Raw genomic sequence first — 15,514 nt, forward strand, 5'->3', positions numbered from 1 at the left:
AAAAGTTCGGATGATTGTCCGAGCTTTTTGTTTTTCAAAAGTAGTCGATTAAGAGTCTTAGATTTATTTTTTCTATTGGTAAAATTTTGGGTAAAATTAAATTTCTAGCTTGACATCTTAAATTATAAGGAGTAGAATATTTACTAGTTAATTAAATGGTTAAATACTAGTTAAGGAGTTCTGGTGAAAAAGATAATACTAATATGTATGCTATCTTCGGTACTTGCCTTATTTTTAGGAGCTTGTAGTCAAGATAAGCAAAATGATGTCAAAGAATCTCATGGAATGAAAATAGTTACCAGTTTTTATCCTGTATATTCTATGGTAAAAGCAGTTTCTGGTGATCTTAATGATGTAAGAATGATTCAGTCTAGTTCAGGCATTCATTCTTATGAACCGTCAGCAAATGATATTGCAGCTATCTACGATGCGGATGTATTTGTTTATCATTCTCATACCTTAGAGTTTTGGGCGGGTAGTCTAGACCCAAGTCTACAAAAGTCCAAGGTTAAGGTCCTAGAAGCATCTGAGGGTATGACCTTGGATAGAGTATCTGGCTTAGAAGATATAAAAGTAGGAGAAGGTGTGGATGAGAAAAGTCTTTATGATCCTCATACTTGGTTAGACCCTGAAAAGGTAGTTGAGGAAGCACAAATTATTGCTGATAAATTATCAGAATTAGATAGTGAGAATAAAGAAAAATATCAGTCGAATGCGAAGAAGTTTATTGATCAAGCTCATGAGTTAACAAATAAATATAAACCTATCTTCGATAAAGTGGAGCAAAGAACGTTTGTGACACAACACACTGCTTTTTCTTATTTAGCAAAGAGATTTGACTTGAATCAACTTGGTATTTCTGGTATTTCTCCTGATCAAGAACCAAGCCCAAGACAACTGACTGAAATCCAAGAATTTGTTAAGACCTATAAAGTTAAAACTATTTTTACAGAGAGCAATGCTTCGTCTAAAGTAGCTGAAACGCTTATCAAGTCAACAGGTGTGAGTCTTAAAACTCTCAATCCTTTAGAGGCAGACCCACAAAATGATAAGTCTTATTTAGATAATTTAGAAGAGGATATTGCAATACTAGCAGAAGAATTGAAATGAGGAAATTATGAATAAAACAAAGAAATACTTAGCTGGATCAGCAGTAGTTATTGCGCTTAGTGTTTGTGCTTATGTTTTAAATCAGCACCAAGAAGCAGAGAAGAAGGAAGATAATCGTGTATCTTATGTTGATGGGAAAAAGAATGAGTCTAAAAAGAACGAAAATTTGACTCCTGATCAAGTTAGCAAAAAGGAAGGCATTGAGGCCGAACAAATTGTTGTGAAAATTACTGATCAGGGATATGTGACTTCTCACGGAGATCATTTCCATTACTATAATGGTAAAGTTCCTTTCGATGCGATCTTTAGTGAAGAACTAGTCATGAAAGATCCAAGTTATCAATTGCGTGATGAACATATCGTTAACGAAATTAAAGGTGGTTACATCATCAAAGTTGATGGAAAATATTATGTCTACCTAAAAAATGCTAGTCAAGCTGAAAATATTCGTACCAAAGAACAAATTGAAAAACAAAAACAAGAGCATACATCTGACCAAAAAAATGATTCTAAGGAAGTTGTGGCAGCTAGAGCTCAAGGACGTTATACAACTGATGACGGTTATGTCTTTAACGCTTCTGATATCGTTGAGGATACAGGAGATGCTTATATCGTTCCCCACGGAGGTCACTTCCATTATATTCCTAAGAGTGATCTGTCAGCGGGTGAATTAGCTGCCGCAAAGGCTTATTTATCTGGCAATAGTTCAGCTCTCAGTCAACCCTTGTCACTGACACCGAATAATGGTGTTTCTGCAGCAGATGATGGTTATGTCTTTAACCCTAATGATATTGTCAGAGATACTGGCGATGCTTATATCGTACGACATGGGGACCACTATCACTATATCCCTAAATCATCTCTTAACAATCATCAAGCACAATCTAACACTCCAAGCTTAGAAAGTCCTTCTAATTCTACACCAAATAATCCGTTACCACATGTTCACCATGAAGAAGAGGAACACGATCATGGTTTTGATGCAAATAGAATTATAAGTGAAGATTCAGAAGGTTTTGTTATGAGCCATGGCGATCACAATCATTACTTCTTTAAAAAAGATTTATCACCTGATCAAATTAAGGCCGCACAAGATCACTTGTACGGCAATAAACATTCAGAAACTATCCCAGATAATCATAGCAGTCATAAACCAGAAGAACACCATCATGATAACCATGGAAACCATCATGAGGAAGAACACGATCATGGCTTTGCAGCAGATCGAGTGATAAGTGAAGATGATAAAGGATTTGTCGTTTCTCATGGCGATCACAATCATTACTTCTTTAAAAAAGATTTATCACCTGATCAAATTAAGGCTGCCCAAGATCACTTGTACGGCAATAAACATTCAGAAACTAGCCCAGATAACCACAGTAGTAAACCAGAAGAACACCATCATGATAACCATGGAAACCATCATGAGGAAGAACACGATCATGGCTTTGCAGCAGATCGAGTGATAAGTGAAGATGAGCAAGGTTTTGTAGTTTCACATGGAGACCATGCCCATTATTTCTTTAAGAAAGATTTATCAGCAGAGCAGATTAAGGCTGCACAAGACCATCTTCATGGCCATCAGCAGACAGAACCTGTTAAACCTCTTGCCAAGACGGTTGAAAGTTTCTCTCGAGATGCCAGTGATGAAGAAAAAATAGCTTATATTTCTAAAACATATGGCGTTCCTCTTGAGGCTATCAGAATTTCAAATGGATTCTTTGTATTTGGTAATCCAGACCAGGCTTATGACCCAACTCACATTCACCCTTATGCTGTTCGTAAGGAACACGTTCGTATTCCGCTTCAAACTGGAGATGCAGAACTTGATTTCCTAAACGAACTCTATACAACGGCTCTACGTGATGGTGTTTCTCCTTATAGCTTGCAGGTTGAAAATAGTAGTTTCGTCATTCCTCATGGAGACCACAACCACTATATTAAAGTTCAAACCAAGGGCTATGAAGTTGCTCTAAAAAACAAAATTCCTGCGTTACAGTCAACTTACCAACCTGGTGCTTTTGATGAAAAAGCAGTCCAGTATAAGATTGATCAACTCTTGGCAGAAAGTCGCGAAGTTTATAAAGATAAACCAATTTTACAAAGACAGATTGAACTTGCTTTGGGGCAATTTTCTGAGAATATGAAGAAGCTATCAACCAACTCTACTGCAGGTTATTTGGCAGCTTTGGATTTGTTTGATAAGCAGTATATTCACATTGACTCAAGTGTCAAACCAACAGAAATTAGTCCTTTAGACAAGAAATATCAAGCTTTAGTAGATAAGATTAATACCTTAGACACAGATGCTTATGGACTTCCTAAGAAGGATTTATTGACTCAGCTTCAAGAAAATAAGCTAGCCCAAGATGAAGCAGGTTTAGATGCAGTTGAAGCTAAGTTACAAGCTTTGCAAGATTTTAATGACCGTACTGGAGTTACAACAGTAGAATACATCAAGTATTTCTACCAACATCTATCTGACGGGCGCTTAAATGACAAGTTACGAGATAAAGTTGCTAACCTAACGTGGACACTTTATCAGTCACAATCCTTCCTTAAGGCAACTGACTTGAACAAACTCTTCCCAGAAATCTACCAAACAAAACTGGAAGTAGAGGAAGCACTGAAAAATGAGCCAGTTGCAAGCAAGACTTCTGAAACAATCTTAGATACAGAAAAAGTGGATGGACACAGTGCTAAAACTGCAGTTTATGAGTTCTTAAAAGGTTTGTATGATGATCTCAAACCTGAGGAACAAAGTAACCATGTCTTAAAAGGGCAAGTAGGAGAGTTACTAACAAAAGCTGAAGAATTAGTGAATCAAGTCAATGAGGAGGGGGTTAAAGCTTCACTCTCTGACGAAGTGAAAAATCTGAAGGCTGCTTTGGAGAAAGAAGACGCAGACCTTGATGAATTAAATACACAGGTTCAAGATCTTTTGAAACGTATTTCACTAACAATCCAAAATGAACGTGACAATTCGAAACAAGACCCAGAGGTTTTAGTTCTTTACCAAAAACTCTATAACGGTGTCATTGCTCTCCATAGCTATTTGGAGATGAATAATGGTTCAGATGCTGACTTTGAAAAAGTAGATGCCTTGTTTGATAAACTAGCAGCAGCAAGTAAGGATAAGCAGGCTCTTCTAGCAGTTGCCCAAGAAATAGTCTTGTTAAATCAAGAGCTTAGATCTAAAGCAATGCCAAGTCAAGAAACACCTGTTGAAGCAAAACAAGAAACACCAGGTCAAGCAAGCACTGATGAGCAAGTAGAACCAAGCTCACATTCAACAACTACAAGTCCTGAAATAAGTGACAAAGAAGTAAATTAAAAAGAAGTAGCAATGCTACTTCTTTTTTAGTCTTTGTAAGATACGATACCAATGATGGTATCAACTGCACGTTCCATTGTTTGAAGGCTGACATATTCAAAACGGCCATGCATGTTTTCACCGCCAGCGAAGATATTCGGCGTTGGAATTCCCATAAAGGAAATCTTAGAACCATCTGTTCCTCCACGGATAGGCTCGATAATTGGTGTAATATCAAGACTTTCCATTACTGATTTAGCGATGGTGATTGGAGTCATATCCTTTTCAATGACTTCCTTCATGTTGTAGTACTGGTCTGTCAAAGTCAAGGTTACACGATTGCTAGCAAGTTCTTGGTTCATCTTATCAGCGATAGCTTGCATAGCAGCTTTACGCGCTTCAAAGTTTTCTTTTTCGAAGTCACGAATGATATAGCTAGCACGCGCTTCCTCAACACTACCAGATACATCCATGAGATGGTAGAAACCTTGATAGCCCTCAGTCAATTCTGGGCGGTCTCCAGCTGGGAGTTGGTTGTGGAAGTCAATAGCTAATTGGAGAGCATTAACCATTTGACCCTTAGCTGTTCCTGGGTGAACATTACGGCCTTGGAAGTGAAGTTCAGCACCTGCAGCAGAGAAGGTTTCGTATTGAAGTTCACCAAGAGGTCCACCGTCAACTGTATAAGCAAAGTCGACATCGAAATCTTCTGCATCAAATTTGTTGGCACCAACACCGATTTCTTCATCAGGTCCAAAGCCGACACGAATTTCGCAGTGCTTAATTTCAGGATGAGCATTTAAGTATTCGATGGCTGTCATGATTTCGGCGATACCTGATTTATCATCGGCACCGAGAAGGGTAGTTCCATCAGTAGTAATCAATGTTTGTCCATGATATTTCTCTAAGCTCTTAAAATCAGCTGGATCTAGATTGAAACTAGAATTACCTAGTTCGATAAGACCACCATCGTAGTTTTCAATAACTTGCGGGTTAACACCTTCAGCATTAAAATCAGCCGTATCCATGTGGGATATAAAACCAATCTTACGAGTCAAACTAGGATCATTAGCTGGAAGAGTACCGATAGCAAAACCGTTTGACAAATAATAGACATTTTGCAAACCGACACGTTTCATTTCTGGGATGAGGACATTAGTCGCAAAGTCTACTTGACTCTGAGTGCTTGGTGTAGTAGTAGAATTTTCGTCTGAACGTGTGTTAACCTTAACATAAGTTAAAAAACGCTCTAGTAATGTAGGGTATTTCATCATAACTCCTTTTTTCCTTCTTTTAAAACCATTGTATCATAGAAAGAAGAGAAAAACAAAAGTCAAAAGGGAGATAAAACCCTTATGTTAGCGTTTACTTATAGCTTCTTTAGTGATACAATAAGAAAGATAAAAATATCACAAGGATGCAGAGATGAAAAAAGCAATTTTAATGATGACATTTGGTTCACCAGAAGAGATTACCTTTGAAGGAGTAGCCGACTTTTTTACCAACATTCGTCGAGGAGTTCGACCTCAAGACCACGAGATTCAAACCCTTTATGATAATTATGTTCGAATTGGAGGAACTCCACTTCAAAAAATTACCCGTGAAGAAGTTGCCTTGGTAGAAGCTAGGTTAGGAAATGAATATAGTGTCTATTTTGCCAATAAATTTTCAACCCCTTTTATTCCAGATGTAATTCGGCAAATGGAGGCAGATGGAATTGAAAAGTGTATTTGCTTGATTTTGGAGCCACACTATTCCTTTTACTCTGTCATGGGGTACGAAAAGTTTCTGGAAAGCAAACAAATTCAGTTTTTAGTTATTAAGGACTGGTATCAAGAAGAAGCACTATTAAACTATTGGACAGCTGAAATTGCTAAAATTTTAAAAGAAAAGGTGAAACAGGATAGCTTTAAAGTCATCTTTTCTGCCCACAGTGTGCCCATTTTTGCCTTGGATTTTGGTGATCCCTATATCGACCAGATTTTCGAAAATAGCAAGTTAATTGCTGAGAAATTAGGCTTGAAACCAGAGCAATATACCAACACTTGGCAGAGCGAAAGTGATATTGGTATTCCTTGGATTAAACCAGATGTCTTAGAGTATCTTAGAGAACAGGAAGAACATCCAGAGCATTATATTTTTGTACCTATTAGTTTTATCAGTGAGCATATTGAAGTCTTGTTTGACAACGATGTGGAATGTCATGACTTGTGTCAGGAATTGGAGGTGAACTACCATCGTCCACCAATGCCAAATACAGATTCTCGTTTGATTGATGCTTTGGTCAATATTGTCCGAGCTAACGAACATGAAGAATTTAGAGAATTCCTCCCAGAAGAAGAAACCTTTGATGAATTAGTCCCTTCGGAGGAAACTAAGAATATTTTAGATGAATCACAAGACTTACAAATGCCAGAATTTGTTAAAAAATTAATTGAGAAAAAAGGTCGTGAAAATGTCAAGATGCCTTATTTAATCAAAAAAATGCTTGAAAAAGCTGGCAAATTACCTAAAGACTAAGTGAAAATAGAAAAGAACTGGTAATACTCTTCGAAAATCAAATTCAAACTGCGTCAACGTCGCCTTGGCGTACTCAAGTACAGCCTGCGGCTAGTTTCCTAGTTTGCTCTTTGATTTTCATTGAGTATAAGGTTTGTTTCAGATTTCTGCTAAGGTAGGATATAACTTAGAAGGTGAAAGAAAAGGCGGTGGGACAGAAATCGATAGACAAAGTCTTGATTTCGTAGTTTCAGCCCCGCGAGGTTGATTAGGAGCTTTTTGGAGTCTAAAAGACGAACAAAAAGTTCAATCAGCTACCACGTCAAATTATGATTGATAATAAAAAGTGAGGTCGGGATCTTTTTGTCCCAACCTCTTTTTAGGTGACTAGCATTTTATTGACCTAGTTTTTATGTTATTTACCCAGACAAAATTGGCTGAACAACTGTGTAATGAGTTCATCTGGAGCAGCATCACCAGTTATTTCGCCAAGAATTTCCCAGGTTCGAGTTAAATCAACTTGAAGCAAATCAACTGGCATACCCAGTTCAAGACCTTCGTTAACTGCTTGTAAGCTTTCGACTGCCTTTTCAATTAATGAAATATGACGGGCGTTGGATAGATAGGTAGCATCTTGTTCGACCAAGCCAGCATTTTCAAAGAAGAGGTTATTGATGCGTTCTTCAATCTTATCAATGTTTTGATTTTTAAGGACTGAAATACGGATGACATCATCTGGAAGCTCAGAAGTTTCAATCGCTTCTGGTAGGTCAGTTTTATTAAGTAGGATGATACGGTTGGTATCTTGACTAATTTCAAGAAGTTGTCGGTCTTGAGCGGTTAGTGGTTCGCTGGCGTTTAAGACAAGAAGTACTAAATCAGCTTCCTTGAGGGCTTTTTTGGAGCGTTCAACACCAATTTGTTCCACGACATCATCCGTTTCACGAATACCAGCTGTATCAATCAACTTCAGTGGAACACCGTTGATATTAACGTATTCTTCGATGACATCGCGCGTAGTACCCGCAATATCGGTTACAATGGCTTTATCTTCACGTAGGAGGTTGTTGAGAAGACTTGATTTCCCAACGTTAGGACGACCAATGATGGCCGTTGCAATTCCTTCGCGGAGGATTTTCCCACGACGGGCTGTCTTTAGAAGATTGGTTAAGAGTTGTTCAAACTCCATAGTTTTTTCGCGGACAACAGCAGTAGTGGCTTCTTCCACATCGTCATACTCAGGGTAATCGATATTCACCTCAACCTGAGCCAAGGTATTGAGAATTTCCTGACGAGTATTGTTAATGAGTTCAGACAGGGATCCATCAAGTTGTTTGACTGCTATATTCATAGCCTTGTCAGTCTTAGCACGGATGATATCCATCACTGCCTCAGCTTGAGTCAAGTCTACACGACCATTGAGGAAAGCACGTTTGGTAAATTCTCCAGGTTCTGCCATGCGAGCCCCTTCACGGATAGCCAATTGTAGGATTTCATTGGTCACGGCAATTCCTCCGTGGGTGTTAATCTCGATAATATCCTCACGAGTAAAGGTCTTCGGAGACTTCATAGCCCCAACCATGACCTCGTCCATAACTTTACCAGTCAAAGGGTCAACAATGTGGCCGTAGTTCAGTGTGTGGCTAGCGACCTGACTCAAGTCTTTGCCTTTAAAAATCTTTTGCGCAATGGCAAAACTGTCTGTTCCGCTCAAGCGGACAATACCAATGGCTCCTTCACCAAGCGGTGTCGAGATTGCTGCAATGGTATCAAATTCACGTGTAATCATGTTAATTCCTTTTTAAAAATTGAAGCTTTTTATTTACTAATATCTCTTAAAATTGTAACAAAATAAAGTTTTTTATTCAACGAATGCCACTTATAAAGAAAAGCCTAAGCGTATTGCTTAAGCTCTCTTACTTAGTGCGCATTTCCCCTTGCGGGAAGTAAGTTCCTTCAGGCATATCGTTGATGATGACATGAACAGCAGATTGTGGTGCACCAGTGTTACGAACCACAGCTTCAGTTACTTCCTTTGCTAGGGCTTTCTTTTGCTCGAGCGTGCGCCCTTCAAATAAATCGATGCGTACAAATGGCATAATAGCTTCCTCCACTAGTTTTTGATTTCTTCTATTTTACCACATTTTGCCGTTTAAAGCTTTTGGAAAATATGATATACTAGAATGTAGCAGAAAATTAGAAATGGACGTGAAATAGAAACATGGCACAGTTGTATTATCGTTATGGGACCATGAATTCAGGAAAGACCATCGAGATTCTCAAGGTAGCCTATAACTATGAGGAGCAAGGAAAGGGAGTTGTTATCATGACTTCGGCTCTGGATACAAGAGACGGTATAGGCTATGTGTCGAGTCGGATTGGCATGAAGCGACCAGCAGTTGCTATCGATGATACTACGGATATTTTTGGATTTATTCGAGATTTACCTGAAAAGCCCTACTGTGTTCTTGTCGACGAGGCCCAGTTTCTGAAGCGTCATCATGTTTACGATTTAGCTCGCGTTGTTGATGAGTTAGACATACCTGTCATGGCTTTTGGTTTGAAAAATGACTTTCGCAATGAATTGTTCGAAGGATCTAAACATCTATTGTTATTAGCAGATAAAATTGATGAGATCAAAACCATTTGTCAGTATTGTAAGAAAAAGGCGACCATGGTGTTGCGTACGCAGGACGGACTGCCTGTTTATGATGGTGAACAAATCCAAATAGGTGGTAATGAAACCTATATCTCAGTTTGCCGTAAACATTATTTTGCCCCTGAAATCAATAAGGAGAATCAATAAGAATGAATATCTATGATCAACTACAAGCTGTAGAAGACCGTTATGAAGAGTTAGGAGAATTGCTGAGCGACCCTGATGTGGTCTCTGACACCAAGCGTTTCATGGAGCTTTCAAAAGAAGAAGCTTCAACTCGTGATACCGTAACCGCCTACCGCGAATACAAACAAGTCCTCCAAAACATTGTCGACGCTGAAGAAATGATTAAAGAGTCTGGCGGAGATGCTGACTTGGAAGAAATGGCTAAGCAAGAACTCAAGGATGCTAAGGCAGAAAAAGAAGAGTACGAAGAAAAACTAAAAATCTTGCTTCTTCCAAAGGATCCAAACGATGACAAGAACATCATCCTTGAAATCCGTGGAGCAGCTGGTGGTGATGAAGCAGCACTTTTTGCTGGTGACCTTCTAACCATGTATCAAAAGTATGCTGAAGCCCAAGGTTGGCGTTTTGAAGTCATGGAAGCCTCTATGAACGGTGTCGGTGGTTTCAAGGAAGTGGTTGCCATGGTTTCTGGTCAGTCTGTTTACTCTAAGCTTAAGTACGAGTCTGGTGCCCACCGTGTGCAACGTGTCCCAGTGACAGAAAGCCAAGGTCGTGTTCATACCTCGACAGCAACTGTCCTTGTCATGCCTGAGGTAGAAGAAGTAGAGTACGATATTGATCCGAAAGACCTACGTGTTGATATCTACCACGCATCAGGTGCTGGTGGACAGAACGTCAACAAGGTTGCGACTGCCGTTCGTATCGTTCACTTGCCAACCAATATCAAGGTTGAGATGCAGGAAGAACGTACCCAGCAGAAGAACCGTGAGAAGGCCATGAAGATTATTCGTGCGCGTGTGGCAGACCACTTTGCTCAGATCGCTCAAGATGAGCAAGATGCTGAGCGTAAGTCTACTATCGGTACTGGTGACCGTTCAGAACGTATCCGTACCTATAACTTCCCACAAAACCGTGTAACAGACCACCGTATCGGCTTGACTCTACAAAAACTTGATACAATTTTAGCTGGTAAATTGGATGAAGTTGTAGATGCCTTGGTTCTTTATGACCAAACACAAAAATTGGAAGAATTAAACAAATAATGAAATTAGCTCAAATTTTTAAAGATTTTGAGGAAAAGTTGATAGTACAAGGAGAGGAAGCAGAAAGCCTCTCCTTTGTCTATCGTAGCCTAAAAAATCTATCTTTTACAGATTTCGTCTTTACCCTTCAGCAAGAAGCAACAGAGGAAGAGAAGCAATTTGTGGAGGAAATTTACAAGAAATTAGCAGCACATATACCTGCCCAGTACATCATCGGTCATGCTGAATTTTTTGGGATGCAATTAAAAGTAGATGAGCGAGTTTTGATTCCTCGTCTAGAGACAGAAGAGTTGGTGGAGCTCATCCTAGCCGAGAATCTAAAGGACAATCTCAAAGTACTAGATATCGGAACAGGAAGCGGTGCAATAGCCCTTGCTTTAGCGAAAAATAGACCAGATTGGTCGGTCACAGCTGCGGATATTTCACAGGAAGCTTTAGACTTATCGTTGGAGAATGCTAACGCTCAAAATCTAAATCTCTCTTTTATCAAATCTGATTGTTTCTCCGAAATTTCTGCAAAATATGATATAATTGTATCCAATCCACCATACATTTCACGAGCAGATGAGGTAGAAGTTGGCTTGAATGTTTTGCATTCAGAACCACATTTGGCACTTTTTGCTGACGAGGATGGCCTAGCTATCTACCGTAGAATCGCGGAAGACTCCAAGGACTATCTAAATGATGGTGGTAAGATTTATCTTGAAATTGGCTACAAACAAGGTCAAAGTGTGCCCGCTCTCTTTATGGAAAATTTTCCCGAGAAGCGAGTTCGAACGCTCAAAGACCAATTTGGCCAAGATAGGATGGTAGTCATTGATGATGGAGAAAATTAAGCAAGAGTTGGAAAAAGGTGGAGCTGTAGTTTTGCCGACCGAAACAGTTTATGGCCTCTTTGCAAAAGCATTGGATAAAAAGGCTGTTGACCATGTCTACCAGCTTAAACGTCGCCCTAGAGACAAGGCACTTAATCTCAATGTCGCTCATCTAGACGATATCTTGAACTTTTCTAAGAATCAGCCACCTTATTTACAAAAACTTGTTGATAGTTTTCTTCCTGGTCCATTGACCATTATCCTAGAAGCTAATGACAAGGTCCCTTACTGGGTCAATTCAGACTTGATGACTGTTGGATTTCGCATGCCCAGTCACCCTATAACTCTAGAATTGATTCGTGAGTTTGGTCCCTTAATCGGCCCGTCTGCAAATATCTCGGGTCAAGCTAGTGGTGCTAGCTTTGAAGAAATTTTAAAAGACTTTGGACAAGAGGTTTTGGGAATAGAAGATGATGCTTTTTTAACAGGTCAAGATTCGACTATTTTAGATTTGACTGCTTGTAAGGCTAGAATTCTACGCCAAGGTTCGATAACTCGAGAAGATATCCTTGCCAAGATACCTGAAATTCCTTTTGAGGAGGTATGATATGCTACGTGCTTTGAAAGCAACAGATGTTGCATCGATTCATGAGATTAACAAAGATGCTTTAGGTTATGATTTCAGCCCTGAGGAAACGGCTAGTCAACTAGCAAAATTATCCCAAGACTCACATCATTTCCTACTGGGGTTTGAGGAACCGACCAGCCATGACATACTTGGGTATGTACATGCTGAGGTTTATGAATCCCTTTATTCTAATGCCGGATTTAATATTTTGGCTTTAGCAGTGGTACCCCAAATGCAAGGTAAGGGCATCGGGAAAGTTTTGCTCCAAGGATTGGAACAGGAAGCAGAAAAACGTGGCTATAACTTTATCCGCTTAAACTCTGCAGATCATCGTATAGGTGCGCATGCTTTTTACGAAAAAGTTGGTTATACCTGTGATAAAATGCAGAAACGGTTTATTAAATTACTAAAAGGAGAAGACCTATGATTTTTGACAAAGATGATTTTAAAACATATGACGCAGAACTTTGGAATGCCATTGCCAAAGAAGAGGAACGTCAACAAAACAATATTGAATTAATCGCTTCAGAGAACGTTGTATCTAAGGCTGTAATGGCAGCGCAAGGTTCTATCTTGACTAATAAATACGCTGAAGGTTATCCAGGACGTCGTTACTATGGTGGTACTGATGTAGTGGATGTTATCGAAAGTCTAGCTATTGAACGTGCAAAAGAAATCTTTGGTGCTAAATTTGCCAATGTCCAACCTCACTCAGGAAGTCAAGCTAACTGTGCAGCATACATGGCCTTGATTGAACCAGGTGATACTGTTATGGGGATGGATTTAGCTGCTGGCGGGCACTTGACTCACGGAGCTCCTGTCAGTTTCTCAGGTCAAACCTATAACTTCGTTTCATATAGCGTTGATCCTGAGACAGAGCTATTGGACTTTGACGCCATCTTGAAACAAGCCCAGGAAGTGCAACCAAAACTTATCGTAGCTGGTGCCTCAGCCTATTCTCACATCATTGATTTCTCAAAATTCCGTGAAATTGCGGATGCTGTGGGCGCAAAACTCATGGTCGACATGGCTCACATTGCTGGCTTGGTGGCAGCTGGTCTTCATCCAAATCCAGTTCCATACGCACATATCACAACGACAACAACTCACAAAACTCTTCGTGGACCACGTGGGGGGTTGATTTTGACTAACGACGAAGACCTTGCTAAGAAAATCAATTCCGCGATTTTCCCAGGTATCCAAGGTGGACCATTAGAGCATGTTGTTGCTGCTAAGGCTGTAGCCTTTAAAGAAGTATTGGATCCGGCCTTTAAAGAATATGCTGCTAATGTCATCAAGAACAGCAAGGCTATGGCTGAAGTATTCCAGCAAGATCCTGATTTCCGTATTATCTCTGGTGGTACTGAAAACCACCTCTTCTTAGTGGATGTCACAAAGGTTGTAGAAAGTGGAAAAGTAGCCCAAAACTTATTGGATGAGGTCAACATTACCCTTAATAAAAACTCAATTCCTTACGAAACATTGTCACCATTCAAGACAAGTGGTATTCGTATCGGAGCGGCAGCAATTACTGCTCGTGGTTTTGGTGAAAAAGAAAGCCGTCAAGTTGCTGAACTTATTATTAAAGCCCTTAAGAATGCAGAAAACGAAGCTGTCTTAGAAGAAGTGAGAAGTGCAGTCAAATCCTTGACAGATGCCTTCCCATTATACGAGGACTAATATTTTATGGATATTTATATCAAGAAAGCTATCATCCATCAGTTCAGTCCTGATGACACAGAGTTGTTCTTGGCGGATAAGTTTCTCAATATCACTCCTAAAATCGAGGAATACTTGCGTAAAAAAGTGGAACGTGTGTATTCGGATGATGCTAAAACTGGTATTTTTGAAGAGGATAATCCTTTTTTCAATCACATCACAGAAGATTTAATGGAAACATCTGTTACAATTGCTAATCTCTGGAAAGAGGAATTCTCTGTATCTGAAAACCAAAAGACTAATGACTTGGTTTTTGTCCAGTTTTCAAAAGAGGGAGTAGACCATTTTGCCTTTCTACGAATTGCATTGCGTGAAACCTTGACACACTTGGGTGGCGAGGTTGACAATCCAATCAAACTGACTCAGAATAACTTACCTGGGTTTGGAACTGGAGCAGATGAAGCCCTGGTTGTTAATCTTCAAAGTCGCAAGTATCACTTGATTGAAAAACGTATCAAGTATAATGGAGCCTTTTTAAACTATTTTTCTGAGAATCTTATTCAAGCACAACCAAAGATTTCACCTAAGAAATCCATTAAGGAACTAGAAAAAACGGCTCAAAAGATTGCCGAAACCTTTAACACAGATGATTTTCAATTTCAATCCAAGGTAAAATCAGCAATTTTCAATAATCTTGAAGAGAATAATGAGCTTTCTCCAGAAAAATTAGCCAATGATCTTTTTGACAATAATCTTACTGCTCGACTTAGCTTCATTGACCAGGTCAAAGAAGCAGTACCAGAGCCAGTACAGTTTGATGAGATTGATGCCAGTCGTCAGTTAAAGAGATTTGAGAATCAGAAACTTTCCTTGTCAAACGGGATTGAACTCATCGTACCAAACAATGTCTATCAAGATGCGGAATCGGTTGAGTTCATTCAAAACGATAATGGAACCTATTCTATCTTAATCAAAAACATCGAGGATATACAAAATAAATAATGTTTAAATTTATACGAAGAATGCTGGTACTAGCAGTCTTCCTTTTCGCTGGATATAAAGCTTATCTGATTCGTCAGGATGTCAAACAAGTCATGACCTACCAACCCATGGTTCGCGAAATCTTGAATGAAAGAGATACCCCAGCAAACGAAGAGCTTGTGCTCGCCATGATTTATACAGAAACTAAGGGTAAAGAAGGAGACGTGATGCAGTCAAGTGAATCTGCTAGTGGCTCTACTGATACCATAAACGATAATGCAAGTAGTATTCGGCAAGGGGTTCAAACCTTGACAGAAAATCTCTATCTAGCTCAAGAAAAAGGAGTGGATGTCTGGACAGCCATTCAAGCTTATAACTTTGGACCTGCTTATATCGATTTTATCGCCCAGAATGGGAAAAAGAATACTCTTGTACTAGCTAAGCAATACTCCAGAGATACAGTTGCGCCTATATTAGGAAATACAACAGGGAAAACCTATCGCTACATTAATCCTATTTCTATTTTTCAAGGTGGAGAACTTTATGTGGATGGGGGAAACTATTATTACTCTAGACAGGTTCAGCTAAATCTCTATATTATGAAAATTTTTAATCTATTTT

At 39.3% G+C, this 15,514-nt stretch carries 14 protein-coding genes; 11 read left to right on the plus strand and 3 right to left on the minus strand.

The annotated features are described in order from the left end of the window. Positions 1-207 precede the first annotated feature (207 nt). Both HMPREF9423_RS06095 and HMPREF9423_RS06100 read left to right on the plus strand, forming a co-directional pair. Complete coding sequence (locus HMPREF9423_RS06095; protein ID WP_006148461.1) at positions 208-1,110, plus strand: metal ABC transporter solute-binding protein, Zn/Mn family; 903 nt, start codon at positions 208-210, stop codon at positions 1,108-1,110. A 7-nt stretch (positions 1,111-1,117) separates the two neighbouring features. After that, entirely contained in the window at positions 1,118-4,444 is a 3,327-nt protein-coding gene (locus HMPREF9423_RS06100; RefSeq protein WP_006148462.1) for a pneumococcal-type histidine triad protein, read from the plus strand. A gap of 26 nt (positions 4,445-4,470) precedes the next feature. Here HMPREF9423_RS06100 and pepT read toward each other — a convergent pair whose 3' ends face one another. Then, positions 4,471-5,694 (minus strand): peptidase T, encoded by a 1,224-nt coding sequence (gene pepT / locus HMPREF9423_RS06105; protein ID WP_006155834.1) that lies wholly within the window; start codon positions 5,692-5,694, stop codon positions 4,471-4,473. Between the two features lie 154 nt (positions 5,695-5,848). Between pepT and hemH the strand changes: the two genes are divergently transcribed. Next, on the plus strand, positions 5,849-6,943 hold the full coding sequence (gene hemH / locus HMPREF9423_RS06110; protein WP_006148464.1) for a ferrochelatase: 1,095 nt from the start codon (positions 5,849-5,851) through the stop codon (positions 6,941-6,943). 394 nt (positions 6,944-7,337) lie between these two features. Here the strand turns inward: hemH and mnmE are convergent, their stop codons facing one another. After that, positions 7,338-8,711, minus strand: a complete 1,374-nt coding sequence (gene mnmE, locus HMPREF9423_RS06115) for a tRNA uridine-5-carboxymethylaminomethyl(34) synthesis GTPase MnmE (RefSeq protein WP_006148465.1) — start codon at positions 8,709-8,711, stop codon at positions 7,338-7,340. 127 nt (positions 8,712-8,838) lie between these two features. Further along, positions 8,839-9,021 (minus strand): 4-oxalocrotonate tautomerase, encoded by a 183-nt coding sequence (locus HMPREF9423_RS06120; protein WP_001117401.1) that lies wholly within the window; start codon positions 9,019-9,021, stop codon positions 8,839-8,841. Between the two features lie 122 nt (positions 9,022-9,143). On the opposite strand from HMPREF9423_RS06120, the gene HMPREF9423_RS06125 reads away from it, so the two are divergent. The 8 genes from HMPREF9423_RS06125 to HMPREF9423_RS06160 form a co-directional block, all read left to right on the plus strand. Then, positions 9,144-9,728 (plus strand): thymidine kinase, encoded by a 585-nt coding sequence (locus tag HMPREF9423_RS06125; protein ID WP_004252774.1) that lies wholly within the window; start codon positions 9,144-9,146, stop codon positions 9,726-9,728. 2 nt (positions 9,729-9,730) lie between these two features. Beyond that, entirely contained in the window at positions 9,731-10,810 is a 1,080-nt protein-coding gene (prfA, locus tag HMPREF9423_RS06130; protein ID WP_006148466.1) for a peptide chain release factor 1, read from the plus strand. Further along, the gene (gene prmC, locus HMPREF9423_RS06135; RefSeq protein WP_006148467.1) at positions 10,810-11,646 is read left to right on the plus strand and encodes a peptide chain release factor N(5)-glutamine methyltransferase; all 837 of its coding nucleotides are present in this window, start codon (positions 10,810-10,812) and stop codon (positions 11,644-11,646) included. Before prfA ends, prmC begins: the two co-directional genes overlap by 1 nt. Further along, positions 11,630-12,232 (plus strand): L-threonylcarbamoyladenylate synthase, encoded by a 603-nt coding sequence (locus HMPREF9423_RS06140; RefSeq protein WP_006148468.1) that lies wholly within the window; start codon positions 11,630-11,632, stop codon positions 12,230-12,232. The genes prmC and HMPREF9423_RS06140 overlap by 17 nt, the downstream gene beginning before the upstream one ends. A 1-nt stretch (position 12,233) precedes the next feature. Then, complete coding sequence (locus tag HMPREF9423_RS06145; RefSeq protein ID WP_006148469.1) at positions 12,234-12,680, plus strand: GNAT family N-acetyltransferase; 447 nt, start codon at positions 12,234-12,236, stop codon at positions 12,678-12,680. Next, a complete protein-coding gene (gene glyA, locus HMPREF9423_RS06150; protein ID WP_006148470.1) occupies positions 12,677-13,933 on the plus strand; it encodes a serine hydroxymethyltransferase in 1,257 nt (418 codons plus the stop codon). Before HMPREF9423_RS06145 ends, glyA begins: the two co-directional genes overlap by 4 nt. A 6-nt stretch (positions 13,934-13,939) precedes the next feature. Beyond that, positions 13,940-14,914, plus strand: coding sequence for a nucleoid-associated protein (locus HMPREF9423_RS06155; protein ID WP_006148471.1), 975 nt, complete (start codon positions 13,940-13,942; stop codon positions 14,912-14,914). Continuing rightward, on the plus strand, positions 14,914-15,514 hold a 601-nt coding region (locus HMPREF9423_RS06160), incomplete at its 3' end, for a lysozyme family protein (protein WP_006148472.1). The genes HMPREF9423_RS06155 and HMPREF9423_RS06160, both read left to right, overlap by 1 nt.

Origin of the sequence: Streptococcus infantis ATCC 700779 (assembly GCF_000187465.1) — a bacterium.
Taxonomy (GTDB): domain Bacteria; phylum Bacillota; class Bacilli; order Lactobacillales; family Streptococcaceae; genus Streptococcus; species Streptococcus infantis.